Consider the following 16,120-nt stretch of genomic DNA (forward strand, 5'->3'; position numbering starts at 1 on the left):
AATGGATGATTACTCATCCATTTTTTAGTTTGTAAACTTTACAATCGTTCCAAGTAGTAAGACAGTTGTCGCACCTAACTCAACAATAATTAAATTCAGCATTAAAAAGGTCATACACCAGCGAGGAATTGACCACTGCCCTAACTTATGTGGTTGCTTAAACTGATTGGTCGTATCCTTTAACATTCCATGAATGATATAGACCAAAATCGACATCGAAAAAAAGAATAAATTTGCAATTACACAAAATAAGCTCAAAGTATCAGATAAGCTCGTGAAAAAACTTAAGGCGGCTAAAATTAAGCTCGCAGCAGCATAAAGCAAACTACTCCGGTGTGCGATGTCTACATAATAATGCGCACGTGCCAACTCTGTATTCCTAATTTGATAATATTTCCATACACCTGTGATCATCCCAACCCACAGAAATATCCCACTGAATATAATTGCCAATTCCGTTGCGCTAGTTAAAACCAACATTTCCCTTTTCCCTAAATCATGATTCCCAAAGCAGCTATATTACATAAAATTTGACTTTTAAGTCACTTTTTACACAAGTTTCTTTTTGGAACTTGTGTAAAGTAGAAATATGCCTAGATACGAGTACTTCTCAAATGACGACATTTGAATCCTTCTGGATTAGCTGCAAAGATGGTTATCAACTTGCCGCACAATATTACCCTACAACTGATCACACTAAACAATTTCCGATCTTGATTTGTCCAGCGACAGGTATTACCAAAAGTTTTTATCACTCATTTGCAGAATGGTTAAATCAACAAGGCTATAGTGTTTTAAGTTTTGATTTTAGAGGCATTGGTCAGTCATTACATGGAGAATTGAAAGATTCAAATGCCAGTATTAATGATTGGGGACTATTAGATATTCCAGCAGCGATTGAAACCCTATTAAATCGTACTCAAGCCGAAAAAGTCATTATTCTCGGTCATAGTGCTGGTGGTCAATTACTGGGTATCAATCCACATTACAACAAAGTTGCTAAAGTTGTCGCAATTGCGGGTTCAACAGGTCATGTAAAAGGGTTAAAAGGCAAAACAAAACTTCTTGCACCACTGATGTTCAATGTTATTTTTCCAGTTTCAAGCTTATTTAAAGGTTATGGTGCCACCCAATTTATTGGGATGGGTGAAAATCTGCCAAAAAACGTAGCAAAACAATGGGCAGAATTCTGTAGCAAACCTGGTTATGTTATGAATGCAATTGGTAAAAGCATTCACAACGATTACCACCAAGAGATTGTCTGTCCGATTACATCAATTTGGGCGAGTGATGATGAAATTGCAACGCAAGCAAATGTTAAGGATCTGTTACGACTTTACCCAAATGCAACAACACATTTGATTGAATTAAATCCTAAAAAACATGGTTATAAGCAGATTGGACATATGTCTATGTTCAAGAAATCACATCACAAACTATGGCCTATATTAGAAAATGAATTAAAACTTTAGACGTATCCTTAAGCGAATCGTTTTCACTTTTCACGCATCTAATTCGTAATCCAATTTAGATGCGTTTTTTTATGATTTAAAACTTATTCAATAGCAAAAAATAACGTTAAATCTAATGCAACAACAAAATCTAGCCTGATAAGTTGATTTAAAAACAAGCAAATACCACGCAATAAAGCTACATTTGTATTCTTTTTAAGCAAGATATTTTAAAGATTTATCTAAAAAATGTGATAAAGAATGTATTTATTCAACTTTTTAACAAACCACATAAATTCATTTTTTAACCAATTGTTAAATACAAACCACTGTATTAAATTTGTTTTTTAATAAAATTTATTTTACAAATGTATTAATTTCATATCTTTATGACATTTTAGACAGAAGTTTTTGTAAAAAAGTCACGTCATAATTTGTATTTATTTTCTACAATACATTTGTTCTACAAATACGCTACAATGCAACACTGTGGAAATACCACTGGGGTAAAATAGATAGGTAAAACCATCATTAATAACGGTTTTATACAATTTACATGATGATTTTCTTATCTTTAATAAAGATGGTTTTATCGCCACTTTTAGGAAGATTTGTTATAAACGAAATGTTAGAAAGAACAAATCTAATGTTTTTTCTAATGTATAAATTGTAGACATTTCATGGAATCTTGGGGTTGCATCTAACAACTCTGTGTAACAAGCATAGGAAATAACTTAATGCCTAAAAAATATGCGCGTTTTTTACCTACATCAGAAACATTTAACTTAGAAGACTTTCCTTATTTCTGGATTTCTCAAGTAAATGCACAGTACGTTCAAAATATCGACAACGTACTTAAAAAGTATGGTTTAGACAACTCTCGCCGTCGTATTTTAATTGCATTGAATGTAAAACCCCATGCAAGTGTGTCTGAACTTTCGGACATGGTCATTTCAAAAATGTCTACAACGACTAAAATCGTGTATCGCCTCAAAGATGAGGGATATATTGAAACATATTCATGTAAAGAAGATGGTCGTATTACTCGTGTTTATCTGACAGATAAAGGCAAAGAAATGATTATAAAAATTAATGATTTAACTTCTGTAATCTTAGAGCAATCATTTGATGGTTTAACACCATTGCAAATCGAAAAAACGATGGAAATTTTGAAACATATGTTTAAAAATCTTGCACGTTAATTTTACAAAATACTAAAACAAGGGCTTCCAAATAGAAGCCCTTGTTTTTTTATGCCTTAAAAAAGGTCGAACATATTCATCTGAGGTGTTGGCTTTTCTATTTTAGTTTTAGGTACATGTAAACATTCAAACTCTTCTACTGGAAATCCCTGCATAAATTGAATCATTTGATGTGGTTGTTTTAAACTCAGCCAATCATCAAGACAATCATGTGGAATAATGACGACGGATCGTTTTACATCACCAGGCTCGTGAAACTCTTTCATCATCGGATGGTCTATTGCATCCATCGTAAGCATCGCTGCGGAACGAATAATTTCATTCTCGATTTTGCAAATTTCATAAAGTGCTGCAATATAAAATGCTTTGCCATCTTTACGCCGTACGCCCCATCGTTGCGGTTTATTCTCAATATATTTACTTTCATAAAACTCAGTCACTGGAATCACACCGAACTTGCATTTATACGCTGCATATTGAAAGCTAGGCTTCTGAAAAATGGTTTCATGTCGAGCATTATAAGCACGTTTAGAACTGTTAATATCCTCTGCCCATTTCGGCACTAAACCAAATAATACTTCTCGCCACTCCAATCCATGTTCAGATTTAAACAATAGTGGAGTTTTATAACTTGGATAAATCTCATCGGGACAGTTAAAAGGCACAAGTGGTAGTTCAAGTTGTTGTAATTGCTCAAGTGTTATTGGTTTGTAGTTAGCACACATAAAATCACAAGCACCTTATTTAATAAAAAAAGCCTCCGAAGAGGCTTTTTATTTTAGATGAAATTAATCACCTGTATAACCTTTAAGTTTTAAACGTGCAGCATGTAACAATGGCTCTGTATAACCAGATGGTTGCTCAGCGCCCTTGAAGATCAAATCAGCAGCAGCTTGGAATGCAATACCATCGAAGTTTGGTGCCATTGCTGTATATAGTGGATCATTCGCATTTTGCTGATCTACAATTACAGCCATACGCTTAAGCACTTCTTCAACTTGCTCACGTGTTACGATATTGTGACGTAACCAGTTCGCAACGTGTTGAGAAGAAATACGTAAAGTTGCACGGTCTTCCATTAAACCAACGTTGTTGATATCTGGAACTTTAGAACAACCTACACCCAAGTCAACCCAACGAACAACATAACCCAAGATACCTTGACAGTTATTTTCAAGCTCATTGTTTAGCTCTTCAGCCGTCCAGTTTGTTTCTGGTGCAAAAGGAGGGGTTAGCAAGTCATCTAAAGACAACATTGCTTCAGCAAGCAATTCATCTTGACGTGCTTTTACATTGATTTGGTGGTAATGCATAGCATGAAGTGCAGCACCTGTAGGTGATGGAACCCACGCACAAGAAGCACCAGCATTCGGATGAGCTGTCTTAGTCGCCAACATATCTTTCATGCTATCTGGTTTTGGCCACATGCCTTTACCAATTTGCGCTTTACCTTGTAAACCACATGCTAAACCAATTGCAACGTTACGATTTTCATAAGCAGCAATCCATTTTTGCGCTTTAACAGCTTCTTTACGTACCATTGGCGCTGCTTCCATAGACGTATGGATTTCATCACCCGTACGATCCATGAAGCCTGTGTTAATGAAAATTGTACGGTCTTTTGCAGCAGCGATACAATTTTTCAAGTTAACAGAAGTACGACGTTCTTCGTCCATGATACCAATTTTGAGTGTTTTTGCAGGTAAGCCAAGCGCTTGTTCTGCACGTTCAAACAACTCTACCGCAAATGCAACTTCTTCTGGGCCATGCATTTTTGGTTTAACGATATACATTGAACCTTTACGAGAGTTTTTATTCTCATTTTCACCGCGAATATCAGCAACAGTAAGCAATGGTGTAACCAATGCATCCATGATGCCTTCAAATACTTCTTCACCTTCTACAAGGATCGCTGGGTTAGTCATCAAGTGACCAACATTACGAAGAAGCATCAATGAACGACCATGTAAAGTTGTTGTACCACCGATTAAGTTCTGAATTGTACGGTCTTTGTTTAGAGAACGAGTAATGGTTTTACCATTTTTCTCGATTGACTCTTGCAAATCACCTTTCATTAAACCTAACCAGTTACGGTAGCCTTCAACTTTTTCTTCTGCATCAACAGCAGCAACAGAATCTTCCAAATCTTGGATCGTTGTAATTGCTGCTTCAAGTGTTAAGTCTTTTACACCAGCTGCATCTGTCTTACCAATTGGGCTATTTGCATCGATATCAATAATAACGTGCAAGCCATTATTTAATAAAACGATTTCAACTGGGTTTGCAGCTTCACCATTAAAGCCAACAAATTGAGCTTCATGTGCTAAAGATGTTGTAGAACCATCTTTTAAAGTCACAACTAAACGATTGTGATCAACTGCATACTTAGTTGCATCGGCATGAGAACCTTGAGCAAGTGGGAATGTTTGATTAAGAAAATCTTTAGCGAAAGCAATTACTTTATCGCCACGGACTGGGTTGTACCCTTTACCTTTCTCTGCACCATTTTCTTCAGAAATTACATCGGTACCGTAAAGTGCATCATATAATGAACCCCAACGTGCATTTGCAGCATTTAAGCAGTAACGTGCATTACGTACAGGTACAACAAGCTGTGGACCAGCTAATAGTGCAATTTCTTCATCTACATTTTCAGTCGTTACTTGGAAATCAGCAACTTCTGGTACTAAGTAACCGATTTCAGTTAAAAATGCTTTATACGCATTTAACTCAAATTCATTATTACGATGCCATTCATCAATCTTAGCTTGGATTTCATCACGCTTCGCTAATAGTGCTTTATTCTTTGGACTAAGATCGACAACGACTTGCTCGAAATTTTTCCAGTAAGTTTCACTGTCTAGACCAGAACCTGGTAAAGCTTCATTTTCGATGAAATCGTAAAGTTCTTTAGCAATTGCTAGCTTGCCTTGTTGAATACGTACAGTCATTGTCTTTCCTGATGGTGCTAACTTTTTATAACAAGAAACCTAGTATACCGATTTATACTAGCCTGAATAGTAATATCACATTGCTAAATAGTAAGCATTTTCTTAGTTTAAGTATTGACAAATATACTTTTTATTAACATCAAAAACCAAATGATGTACTACTTAGCCCTATTTATGCGACACACTCGCTTTCTCAAACTCATCTAGTTATAACAAAATTCAATTAAGAATAAAGCTTTGTCTATCTGAATTTATAAAAAAGGCATTCCGTAGAATGCCCTTAAAATTTATGAGGTTTTTGAAACTTGAATTTGGCGATGTTCTGAGTGCAGATAATCATCCGATTGCATTTCCAATAAACGTGAACGAGTTCGTTCAATTTCAAATGCTAATCTTTCACCTTCATAGAGATCAATAATCGAATCTTCTGAGGTTAAAAGCAGCTTCACACCACGATCATAAAACTCATCGACTAAATAGATAAAACGACGTGTTCCTTCCGAAAGGAAATCCGTTAAATGTGGTACGTTACTCACCAGTACCGTATTATAAATATTAGCAATTTCAATAAAGTCGGCAGGACTACGTGGCTTAAAACATAACTCAGAAAATTCACACCACAATACATCTTCAGTATGACCCAAGGTTTCTACAATTCGGTTATTAATCATAATTGGGGTATTAGAAAGCGTTTGTGTATGTGTCAACGCTTGAAAACGTTCAAACATCCATGCTTGTGCATCATGACTCAAAGGATGCTTAAACAATTGCGCCTGTTTCAAAACGCGTAACCGATAATCAACACCAGCATCGACATTCAATACAGCACAATTTTTCTGTACCAAGTCAATTGTAGGAAGAAAACGGTCACGATGGATACCATTTTTATATAAACCTTCTGGTGCAATATTAGACGTCGCAATCAACGTGACGCCACGTTCAAATAACTTTTGAAATAAATCACTAATAATCATTGCATCCGTCACATTTGATACAAAAAACTCATCAAAACAAATGACAACCGCATTTTTATAAATCTGATCAGCAACAGAATCTAATGGATTACGTTGACCTGAAAGCTTATTCAATTCTTTATGCACATGTTGCATAAAATGATGGAAATGCATTCGGGTTTTACGGCGAAATGGAACTGATTCATAAAATTGATCCATCAACCATGTTTTCCCACGTCCTACACCACCCCACATATAAACACCTTTTGGGTAGGTTTGACGACGGAAACGTCTAAATGCTTTCTTTGAGGCTTTATAACGTGTGAGCAACTCTTTCCATACTCGATCTAACTCTTGCACTGCCTGAGCTTGAGCTTCATCTGGCATGAATTGACCTGATTCAATTGCTTGAGCATAACGCTCTGCAGGTGAGATCGGCATAAATGAAGTGTTATGTGAGTCTGGTTTAGAATTTGACATAAGGTGTTATTACAATTTTAATTGGTGAAAATTATATCGAACATTGAGTCCAAAGACATTAGATTTTAGGCTTAATTATCATGCAGTTTAAACATCATAATGTACCATTCTTTTACCATTTAATGATTTCGATTATATTGGCGTGGGCTTTGACCAAACCAGCGTTTAAAAGCATGATTAAACGCCGCAGGCTCAGAATAACCGAGCATTTCTGCAACTTGTTCTATCGAATATGCACTATCTTCAATAAATTTTAATGCCTTCTGCTTAATTAATCTTTCGCGAATTTCTTTATAACTGGTTTGTAATTGCTGCAATTTATGTCTTAGAGTCCTCTCAGGAATCTTTAATGCACATGCTGTTTCAGACATTGTAGGTATTACACCATTTTGCATTTCAAGATATTCCTCGACATATTCTAAAATGGTTAACTTTGCACTGGTACTTCGTTCTAATTTATTCAGATCTTGTAGGCATTTTTCTTCATAAACACGATAAGTTAACGCATCAGCAGATGGAATTTTAATATTTAAAATTTTAGTGTTTTTTAGAATGAAAGAAGCCTGCTGACATTCAAACTTAACATCTAGGCCATAATATTGCTGATAAGCTTTTATTAATTCCATTTCTCTTGGTATTTGAAATGGTAGCTCTATTTGAATATCAGGAATTTCAAGCCCCATCATTTTAAAAATATCTTGTAGAAATTTATATGTACCAGATATTTCACATTGAGCACGAAATTGTCCCAAATGTGTATTTAAATCAATAGGTTGATAATGTAAGTGGATGAAATTCTTTTCAATGTTCAGTTGTAATGAACCAAATAGATGTGTCAATTGTTGAAAACGTACACCATTTAATAGCGCGTTATGTAAAGTATCACTTGTGACAAGTAGCATCAGGAATGGACCATACCCTGCAAGTGCATAATGCTGTCCAATCACTAAACCTTGTTCTGGAGAAATATCCTGACTAATATATTGTAAGATGTCCCATTCAATTTCATCAGCAATGATCGAATTCGGATCTAAAGCATCGGCGAGAATCCCCATATCTGCTAAACGAGCATCTACATCTATGCCGACATGACGCATGCCCTGAATTAAATACATCAATCCGAGGATAGATCTCTTCATAATTCTGAATGCAGTTCCCAAAACCTTAATGTTGTACTATAAAAAAACACAGAAATGAATTGCCGAAATGATCAAGTTCTGCGTCTATATAATCATATTTAATCTCCATAAAACCTTTAAACTTGCACGAAATTTAGATGTATAGGGCATGGACTATGCGTGATGTAACCCAAAATGCTATTCAAAAAACCAAAGTTGCAATTATCGGTGCAGGTTTTGGTGGTTTAGCAATGTCTATTCGACTATTACAAAGTCAAATCAAAGATTTTGTAATTTTAGAAAAAACCAATGACGTTGGTGGCACATGGCGTGAAAACCAATACCCAGGTGCAGCGTGCGATGTTCAATCACACATGTATTCGCTTTCATTTGCACCAAAAACAGATTGGTCTAAACGCTACGCTGAAGCAGATGAAATTTTCGAATATATTCAAGATATTACTGAACAGTATAAATTAAAAGATTATTGCAAATTCAATCATGAAGTTAGCCATGCTGAATTTGATGAAAATCGTAATGTTTGGACTTTAGAATTTAAAGATCAACCAACGATTGAAGCACAATTCGTGATCTTTGCCTCGGGCCCTTTACACGTTCCACAAATTCCTCATTTAAAAGGCATTGAGAAATTTAAAGGCAAAGTTTTCCATTCTTCACAATGGGATCACAAATACAGCTTAGAAGGCAAAGCCGTTGCTTCTATTGGTACGGGTGGTAGTGCGATTCAATATATTCCAGAAATCGCACAAGAAGTGAAACAGCTTTATGTATTCCAACGTACTGCTGCATGGGTAATTCCACGTGATGAGCGTAAATATTCTCAATTAAGCAAGTCTTTGTTTAAAGCATCTAATATTTATCGTCAAATCCATCGTACTCGTTTGTACTGGACCAATGAATCACGTGTTGTGCCAATCGTACAACCACAGATCATGAAATATGGTCAAAAACTTGCTGAAGCTTTCATTCGTTTCCAAGTCAAAGACAAAGCATTAGCTAAAAAGCTGACTCCTGATTTTGTCATGGGTTGTAAGCGTATTTTGATTTCAAATAAGTACTTCCCTACATTCAACCGTAAAAATGTTGAATTAATTACCGATGGTGTTCAAGAAATCACAGCAAACGGCATTATTACCAAAGATGGTAAAGAGCGTCAGATTGACTGTTTGATTTATGGTACAGGTTTTATTACCGATCCACGCATTTACTTAAAACATTTCGATTGTGTTGGACGTAATGGAATTGAGCTTAAACAAGCTTGGAAAGATGGTGCAGAAAGCTACTATGGCATGAGCACTAAAAACTTTCCTAACCTGTTCCAACTCTTAGGCCCAAATACAATTTTAGGTCATAACTCTGTTATTTTCATGATTGAATCTCAAGTAAACTATATCTTGCAGTTGATTCAAACAGTGGACAAAACAGGATCTCAAGCTGTTGAAATTAAGCAGGAAGTTCAAGATCAGTTCAATGAACGTGTACAAGAACAGCTTAAAGGCACAGTTTGGCAAGCAGGCGGATGTAGCAGTTGGTATCAAGCTGCTGACGGTAAAAACTTCTCATTATGGCCAACGTATACTTGGAAATATTGGTTAGAAACTCGCAAAGTAAATGTCGCTGATTATAATTTTATCAATACGACAGCAAATGCAAAAAACAATGCAGCCTAATCAATAATTATTCATAATAAGCAGGTTATTCGTAGCCTGCTTTTTTTATGCAATCTTTTGTACTTATTTTCCAAATTTTTCTCGCAATAAGCTTAGGCTATTTTGTAGCACCTCAACTATCTCAGCAGATTAAACAATTTGTATTTAAAATTCTTCCCTACTTTTCTTATCTATTATTGATCAGTGTTGCATTTGAACTCACCCAAGCCTTAAATCATATTTCAAATCCAATTGCAATTTTACCCCCTGCATTGCTAATTGCATTTACAACCTCAATCGGCTCATTCTTTATCTGTTTAATTACCTACACACTTATAGACCGCCAAAGCGTACAAGGAAAAATTTCATTACATCTATTTATGAATGCATTAAAGAATATTGCTAAAGCATTCTTCGCTTTAGGTATTGGAATTTTGCTTGGAATACTAATAAATACATCAAATATACAAATTGTATTTAACAGTTGGTATTTATTACTCGTGTTTATCTTTCTAATCGGTGTTGAACTTGCTTTTACACAATTTGATCGTAGTTGGTTAGGTTGGAGAGTACTACTTGTTCCTGCCGCAGCCTTTGTCGGTTCTTGTCTGGCTGCAATCATCAATTATCTCATTCTATCTCATGATTATACCCTGAATGAAATGATGGCTTTAGCTCAAGGTTATGGTTGGTATTCCATGTCTGGAATTTTGTTTACTGAATTACATTCAGCCAAGCTCGGTGGCATTGCATTATTAACAGATTTATTTAGAGAAATTTTCGCCATTTTACTTATGTATTGTTTAGGTTGGCGATTTCCACGGTCGGCAATTTCAAGCGCAGGTGCGACTTCAATGGATGTTACGCTTGCAATGGTCAAACAGTCATGTGGCACACATTACATACCACATGCAATGATGAGCGGATTAATTCTGTCATTACTTGCACCACTCTTAATCAGCTTATTTTTAAATTTGAAATTCTAGTGATACATCTCATCACTTAGAAATGGACTCATTATCTCTATTATCTTGGCGGCACACACGTCGCCCATCGCTATTTTGCACTGATTCAAAAACAATACTTTGGAATAGCTCAGATATATCATCAGCTAAATAAAAGACTTTTATTACTTTTCATCCATGAAAAGTAAAGCATTGTCTATACAAAAAGTACTCGACAATTCTAGCTGATGAGATTGTATTCAGATTGATAAAAATCTGTGGCTTAGATCGAGGCGAGAATCGACTTCAGCATTTCAGTTGGATTTTCCGCCTTGGTAATTGGACGACCAATCACCAAATGCGTAGAACCATCGAGCATTGCTTGTTTAGGTGTCACAATACGTTTTTGATCATCTGCATTTGAGCCTTCAGGGCGAATACCTGGCGTCACCAATCCAAAATCAGCGTTCAATATCTCACGAAGAATTTTTGCTTCTTGTGCAGAACAAACCACGCCATCTAAGCCGCTTTCTTGCGTCAGTTTAGCTAAGCGTTTTACATGTTCTACAGGTTCAATATCCAAACCGATATCACGTAAATCTTCACGCCCCATTGACGTCAACACAGTAACAGCAATCAGCTGAGTCTGATAGTTCCCTGCTTTGAGTCTTTCAACACAAGTTTCCATCATTTTACGACCGCCTGAAGCATGAACATTCACCATCCATACACCAAGATCTGCCGCAGCACAGACAGCTTGCGCTGTTGTATTCGGAATATCATGAAATTTTAAATCAAGAAAAACTTCAAAACCTTTATCTTGTAAGGTTTTAACAACACTTGGACCTTCATGAGTAAAAAGCTCTTTGCCCACTTTGACACGACATAAAGCAGGATCAAGCTGATCCACAATCGTTAAAGCGTCGTACTCGCTTTTTGCATCTAGCGCAACAATGATACTCAAGAGCTTGCCTTCCTGATAAAAATAAAGCCCATATTATAATGGGCTTTTATTTTCATTGGTAATATCCAATACAGTTTTTTCGTGTCTTACACTTGCAGCAGCTTCTGCGGCTGCTTGCTGAGCAAGCTGAATTTGCTCTTTTCTAAGGTGATCTATATCTTTGCGTAATCGCTTAATTTCCCAATTTGTTTGGAAAACTCGAAAAACCTGTACACCTAGTAGCAAACCAACCAAAATACCCAATGCTAAAGTAAGTAAAAGTAATAAACCTAAGCGCATTGCTGGAACTTGGGTAAATAATAAATTTACAGCTAACTCTGTTGGGTTTTGAAGCACTAGAGCAAGTGAATAACCAAAAATGGCGATGAGTAATGCTATAAGGATATAACGCATGAACACCTCAGTTTTTAGTCAGAAAACTCATTTACTGCATCACGAAGTGCTTTACCAGGTTTAAAATGCGGTACAGCTTTTGCTGCTACATCTACAGATTTACCTGTCTTAGGATTTCGTCCTAAACGTGGTTCACGATGGTGTAAAGCAAAACTGCCAAAACCACGAATCTCAATACGATCGCCGTTCGAAAGCGCTTCGATCATTTGATCAATCATAATTTTGACCGCATCTTCAACCAATGGTTCTGCTAGATGTGGGTTTTTAAGAGCAATCCGTTCAATCAAATCAGATTTGTTAAGTGCTTCAGTAGTCATCGATGACCTCTTTAATTATTGCGACTTTTCAATATTTTAATAATAACCTGTTTAAATACAAAACGGTAGCGCAGTACATCGATACTACGCTACCGTTTGCAGTATTTTTGTATAAAAAAGTACATCTCTGTTACAAGAAATGTACCATTTAACAAATTACTTCATTTGAGCTTTGATCAAATCACCAATAGTCTTAGGACCATTTGCTTCAGAAACTTGTGCCGCTGCTGCTTGACGCGCATTGTTCACAGCTTCTTTCTCTTCAGCTTCGTCTTTCGCTTTGATAGACAAGTTGATAGAGCGAGATTTACGATCAACATTGATGATCTTCGCTTCAACTTCTTGACCAACTTCTAAGAATTTAGTCGCATCTTCAACGCGGTCACGATTGATTTCAGAAGCTTTAAGCGTTGCTTCGATATCATCAGCTAATTTAACTGTAGCACCTTTAGCATCAACAGCAGTTACAGTACCTTTAACTAAAGCACCACGTTCATTCGCTGCTAAGAAGTCATTGAATGGATCGCTGTTTAATTGCTTGATACCAAGGCTGATACGGTTGCCTTCAGCGTCAACAGATAAGATAACTGCTTCAACTGTGTCGCCTTTCTTGTAACGACGAATCGCTTCTTCGCCTTGTTCGTTCCAAGAAATATCAGACAAGTGTACTAAACCGTCGATACCACCAGATAAACCGATGAAGATACCGAAGTCAGTGATTGACTTGATTGTACCAGCAACTTTTTCGCCTTTTTCATTCGCTTTAGCAAACTCTTCCCATGGGTTAGCACGAGTTTGTTTGATACCCAATGAAATACGACGACGTTCTTCATCAACTTCAAGAACCATAACATCAACTTCATCACCAATCTGAACAACTTTAGATGGGTGGATGTTTTTGTTTGTGTGATCCATTTCTGAAACGTGTACTAAGCCTTCAACGCCTTCAGCGATCTCAGCAAAACAACCGTAGTCAGTTAAGTTAGTTACACGTGCTTTAACGATAGAACCTTTAGGGTAACGGCTCATGATCGCTAACCATGGATCTTCGCCTAATTGCTTAAGACCTAAAGATACACGATTACGCTCGCGGTCAAACTTAAGTACTTTAACTGTAACTTCTTGACCAACTTCAACAACTTCTGAAGGGTGCTTGATGCGCTTCCAAGCCATATCTGTGATATGTAGAAGACCATCAATACCGCCAAGATCAACGAACGCGCCGTAATCAGTAAGGTTCTTGATTGTACCTGTAACTGTTTGACCTTCTTCAAGTTGAGCAAGTAATGCTTCACGGTCAGCTGAAGATTCAGCTTCCATAACTGCACGACGAGATACAACAACGTTGTTACGTTTAGCATCAAGTTTGATTACTTTGAACTCTAACTCTTTACCTTCAAGGTGAGTTGTGTCACGAATAGGACGAGTATCAACTAAAGAACCTGGTAAGAATGCACGTACAGGACCGATGTCAACAGTGAAACCGCCTTTAACCTTACCAGAGATAACACCAGTAACGATTTCGCCGTCTTCAAAGATTTTCTCAAGTTTAGTCCAAGTTTCAGCACGTTTTGCTTTTTCACGTGATAAAACTGTTTGACCCATACCGTTGTCAAGCGCTTCAACAACTACGTCAACAGTATCGCCAACTTGAACTTCAAGTTCACGTTGTTCATTTAAAAATTCAGCACGGTCAACAACACCTTCAGATTTAAGGCCAGTGTCAACAGTAACCCAGTCAGAATCGATACTAACAACAGTACCTTGGATGACTGCACCCTTTTCAACGTTGAGGTTTAATTCACTTTCTTCAAAGAGGGCTGCAAAAGATTCGGTCATGATATACCTGATAAAGTCCGCGGTCTTGGATCAGACAAGGCCGGTTTAGTTAAGTTGTTACATTGTCCAAAAGATCTGATCAAGCAATGCTTCAACTGATAAAAAAATTGTGTATCTAGTTTATACGGCTATTAGTATAGTCAACCATCAACTGAAACACTTCATTGATGCCTATTGTAGAACTATCAATGATATACGCATCTTCAGCGGGCTTGAGCGGAGCAACTGTTCGCTCCATATCTCTTTTATCTCTAGCCTGTATGTTAGATAAAATGTCGCTTATTTTAGCATCAAGACCTATGCCCTGCAACTGTTTTACACGTCGCTCTGCACGAGATTCAGCCGATGCTGTTAAGTAGATTTTCGCTTGAGCCTCTGGAAAAATCGCTGTCGCCATGTCACGGCCATCTGCAACCAATCCAGGTGCTTGAATAAATGCACGCTGACGCTCAAATAATGCTTGTCTTAATTCAGGAACAGTCGCAACTTTAGAGGCATACTCACCAACTTGCTCAGTACGAATAGTGTTGGTCACGTCCTCGCCCTCAAGAAAAATAAGCGTGCCTGCATCTGTTGATTTAAACTCAATATCTAAATGAGTTGCAAAATCAACACATTGCACTAACTGTTCTTGAATTTTATTCAGTAGATCTCGCTGAAATAGCGACAGTCCAAGTAAACGATATAAAGCACCTGAGTCTAATAAATTAAAACCATAATGCGCAGCAATTTTAGCTGCCAATGTCCCTTTACCAGAGCCACTTGGACCATCAATCGTAATAATATGAACTGTCATTCCCATCTCTTATGAAGCAACTGACTTCGCTAATTTTGAAAAACCTAGTGTAATCGCTGCTTTGAGTTGTGCAAGAACTAATTTACTTACAAAAGGTGCTTTTGCCGTAAATTCAATCTTATAAGTCACTAAAGTAATAAACGGTGTGATTTCTTTAAAATCAATTTGTCCGAGATGGTTTTTTACCAAAGGATTATTAATCAATTTATATTCAATACGTTTATTCTCTTCTAGTAATGTGATTTCTTCTTGAAGAGGCTTGATTGGTCCAAAGCCCATACGGCGAATTGAACCGATTCCATCTGGACGCTGAGGATCAGCAGAATCTTTTACACGTACAACTTGTAAAGGAGCAAATGCTTTATTATAAGTTGCATGTTTTGACAATAAGTCAAAAACTTCAGAAATTGGTGCATTAAACTCTTTTTTTATGGTGATTGCATTACGCATAGCTTTGCCTTTTTGATCTAGCCAAAATCATTGGAGGCTTAGTTTGCCACAACTACAGTGACATTTTTAATCATTTAAGGACGTTTTTGATAAACGAATTTTCTTTTTTTCATCTCGTCTTTGTTTGAAAAACGCACTGAGTTGCAATGAACACTGAGTTTGCATACAACCTTGATCAAAAACAAATTTGTGATTGTAATAACCATTTTCCAATAACTGCCGAGCACTGACCAATGAACCAGCTTTAGGTTCGGTGGTTGCAAATACCACTTTTTTAATGCGTGCATGAATCAATGCACCGACACACATCGTACAAGGCTCTAGTGTCACATACAGTACAGCATCGTCTGGTAAGCGATAGTTATTCAATGATTGACATGCTGCACGTAAAGCTTGAATCTCAGCATGGGCAGTCGGATCGGATTGTTTAATTGGTGCATTATAACCTGAACCAATCACTTTACCCTGACTCACGATCACCGCACCCACAGGGATCTCCCCCTGCGCAGCAGCGAATGCAGCTTGTTCGTAAGCAAGCTGCATCCAACATTCATCATCCAAATTCTCTGAATCCACAACACCAAGACTCATA

16 protein-coding genes are annotated in these 16,120 nt (G+C 37.0%); 4 read left to right on the forward strand and 12 right to left on the reverse strand.

Translation table 11 applies throughout. The features are described 5' to 3' along the window. Positions 1-24: 24 nt before the first annotated feature. On the reverse strand, positions 25-480 hold the full coding sequence (locus MMP60_RS09715) for a hypothetical protein (RefSeq protein WP_241336075.1): 456 nt from the start codon (positions 478-480) through the stop codon (positions 25-27). Positions 481-614: 134 nt separating this feature from the next. Between MMP60_RS09715 and MMP60_RS09720 the strand changes: the two genes are divergently transcribed. Further along, positions 615-1,472, forward strand: a complete 858-nt coding sequence (locus MMP60_RS09720) for an alpha/beta fold hydrolase (protein ID WP_241336076.1) — start codon at positions 615-617, stop codon at positions 1,470-1,472. 716 nt (positions 1,473-2,188) lie between these two features. Continuing rightward, a complete protein-coding gene (locus MMP60_RS09725; protein WP_241336077.1) occupies positions 2,189-2,653 on the forward strand; it encodes a MarR family winged helix-turn-helix transcriptional regulator in 465 nt (154 codons plus the stop codon). A 56-nt stretch (positions 2,654-2,709) separates the two neighbouring features. Here the strand turns inward: MMP60_RS09725 and MMP60_RS09730 are convergent, their stop codons facing one another. The 4 genes from MMP60_RS09730 to MMP60_RS09745 form a co-directional block, all read right to left on the reverse strand. Then, positions 2,710-3,378: an SOS response-associated peptidase family protein gene (locus tag MMP60_RS09730; RefSeq protein ID WP_241336078.1), complete on the reverse strand. Its 669-nt coding sequence runs from the start codon at positions 3,376-3,378 to the stop codon at positions 2,710-2,712. A 63-nt stretch (positions 3,379-3,441) separates the two neighbouring features. Continuing rightward, on the reverse strand, positions 3,442-5,604 hold the full coding sequence (locus MMP60_RS09735; protein WP_241336079.1) for a malate synthase G: 2,163 nt from the start codon (positions 5,602-5,604) through the stop codon (positions 3,442-3,444). Positions 5,605-5,891: 287 nt separating this feature from the next. Next, positions 5,892-7,037, reverse strand: a complete 1,146-nt coding sequence (zapE, locus tag MMP60_RS09740) for a cell division protein ZapE (RefSeq protein WP_241336080.1) — start codon at positions 7,035-7,037, stop codon at positions 5,892-5,894. 119 nt (positions 7,038-7,156) lie between these two features. Then, positions 7,157-8,176, reverse strand: coding sequence for an AraC family transcriptional regulator (locus tag MMP60_RS09745; RefSeq protein WP_241336081.1), 1,020 nt, complete (start codon positions 8,174-8,176; stop codon positions 7,157-7,159). A 155-nt stretch (positions 8,177-8,331) separates the two neighbouring features. Here MMP60_RS09745 and MMP60_RS09750 point away from each other — a divergent pair, with 155 nt between their 5' ends. Both MMP60_RS09750 and MMP60_RS09755 read left to right on the forward strand, forming a co-directional pair. Beyond that, a complete protein-coding gene (locus tag MMP60_RS09750; protein WP_241336082.1) occupies positions 8,332-9,846 on the forward strand; it encodes an NAD(P)/FAD-dependent oxidoreductase in 1,515 nt (504 codons plus the stop codon). Between the two features lie 47 nt (positions 9,847-9,893). Beyond that, entirely contained in the window at positions 9,894-10,811 is a 918-nt protein-coding gene (locus MMP60_RS09755) for a lysine exporter LysO family protein (RefSeq protein WP_241336083.1), read from the forward strand. Positions 10,812-11,052: 241 nt separating this feature from the next. Here MMP60_RS09755 and pyrF read toward each other — a convergent pair whose 3' ends face one another. The 7 genes from pyrF to tadA form a co-directional block, all read right to left on the reverse strand. Continuing rightward, positions 11,053-11,733 carry an orotidine-5'-phosphate decarboxylase gene (gene pyrF, locus MMP60_RS09760; RefSeq protein ID WP_018679204.1) on the reverse strand — a complete coding sequence of 227 codons (681 nt, stop codon included), beginning with the start codon at positions 11,731-11,733 and terminating at the stop codon, positions 11,053-11,055. A gap of 33 nt (positions 11,734-11,766) precedes the next feature. Continuing rightward, the gene (locus tag MMP60_RS09765; RefSeq protein ID WP_241336084.1) at positions 11,767-12,126 is read right to left on the reverse strand and encodes a lipopolysaccharide assembly protein LapA domain-containing protein; all 360 of its coding nucleotides are present in this window, start codon (positions 12,124-12,126) and stop codon (positions 11,767-11,769) included. Between the two features lie 14 nt (positions 12,127-12,140). After that, positions 12,141-12,443, reverse strand: coding sequence for an integration host factor subunit beta (locus MMP60_RS09770; RefSeq protein ID WP_018679202.1), 303 nt, complete (start codon positions 12,441-12,443; stop codon positions 12,141-12,143). 156 nt (positions 12,444-12,599) lie between these two features. After that, complete coding sequence (gene rpsA / locus MMP60_RS09775) at positions 12,600-14,282, reverse strand: 30S ribosomal protein S1 (protein ID WP_004662360.1); 1,683 nt, start codon at positions 14,280-14,282, stop codon at positions 12,600-12,602. A 115-nt stretch (positions 14,283-14,397) separates the two neighbouring features. Continuing rightward, positions 14,398-15,078 (reverse strand): (d)CMP kinase, encoded by a 681-nt coding sequence (gene cmk, locus MMP60_RS09780; RefSeq protein WP_241336085.1) that lies wholly within the window; start codon positions 15,076-15,078, stop codon positions 14,398-14,400. A 9-nt stretch (positions 15,079-15,087) separates the two neighbouring features. After that, a complete protein-coding gene (locus tag MMP60_RS09785) occupies positions 15,088-15,528 on the reverse strand; it encodes an SRPBCC family protein (RefSeq protein ID WP_241336086.1) in 441 nt (146 codons plus the stop codon). A 66-nt stretch (positions 15,529-15,594) separates the two neighbouring features. Then, positions 15,595-16,119, reverse strand: a complete 525-nt coding sequence (tadA, locus tag MMP60_RS09790; protein WP_241336087.1) for a tRNA adenosine(34) deaminase TadA — start codon at positions 16,117-16,119, stop codon at positions 15,595-15,597. Position 16,120 lies beyond the last annotated feature (1 nt).

The sequence above is a fragment of the Acinetobacter sp. ANC 4805 genome, assembly GCF_022549495.1.
Taxonomy (GTDB): Bacteria; Pseudomonadota; Gammaproteobacteria; order Pseudomonadales; family Moraxellaceae; genus Acinetobacter.

Excerpts from the sequence above, each read along its gene's own strand:
- MMP60_RS09715 (WP_241336075.1), bottom strand. The coding sequence starts at position 480 with ATGTTGGTTTTAACTAGCGCAACGGAATTGGCAATTATATTCAGTGGG.
- MMP60_RS09720 (WP_241336076.1), top strand. The coding sequence starts at position 615 with ATGACGACATTTGAATCCTTCTGGATTAGCTGCAAAGATGGTTATCAA.
- MMP60_RS09725 (WP_241336077.1), top strand. The coding sequence starts at position 2,189 with ATGCCTAAAAAATATGCGCGTTTTTTACCTACATCAGAAACATTTAAC.
- MMP60_RS09730 (WP_241336078.1), bottom strand. The coding sequence starts at position 3,378 with ATGTGTGCTAACTACAAACCAATAACACTTGAGCAATTACAACAACTT.
- MMP60_RS09735 (WP_241336079.1), bottom strand. The coding sequence starts at position 5,604 with ATGACTGTACGTATTCAACAAGGCAAGCTAGCAATTGCTAAAGAACTT.
- zapE (WP_241336080.1), bottom strand. The coding sequence starts at position 7,037 with ATGTCAAATTCTAAACCAGACTCACATAACACTTCATTTATGCCGATC.
- MMP60_RS09745 (WP_241336081.1), bottom strand. The coding sequence starts at position 8,176 with ATGAAGAGATCTATCCTCGGATTGATGTATTTAATTCAGGGCATGCGT.
- MMP60_RS09750 (WP_241336082.1), top strand. The coding sequence starts at position 8,332 with ATGCGTGATGTAACCCAAAATGCTATTCAAAAAACCAAAGTTGCAATT.
- MMP60_RS09755 (WP_241336083.1), top strand. The coding sequence starts at position 9,894 with ATGCAATCTTTTGTACTTATTTTCCAAATTTTTCTCGCAATAAGCTTA.
- MMP60_RS09765 (WP_241336084.1), bottom strand. The coding sequence starts at position 12,126 with ATGCGTTATATCCTTATAGCATTACTCATCGCCATTTTTGGTTATTCA.
- MMP60_RS09770 (WP_018679202.1), bottom strand. The coding sequence starts at position 12,443 with ATGACTACTGAAGCACTTAACAAATCTGATTTGATTGAACGGATTGCT.
- rpsA (WP_004662360.1), bottom strand. The coding sequence starts at position 14,282 with ATGACCGAATCTTTTGCAGCCCTCTTTGAAGAAAGTGAATTAAACCTC.
- cmk (WP_241336085.1), bottom strand. The coding sequence starts at position 15,078 with ATGACAGTTCATATTATTACGATTGATGGTCCAAGTGGCTCTGGTAAA.
- MMP60_RS09785 (WP_241336086.1), bottom strand. The coding sequence starts at position 15,528 with ATGCGTAATGCAATCACCATAAAAAAAGAGTTTAATGCACCAATTTCT.
- tadA (WP_241336087.1), bottom strand. The coding sequence starts at position 16,119 with ATGAGTCTTGGTGTTGTGGATTCAGAGAATTTGGATGATGAATGTTGG.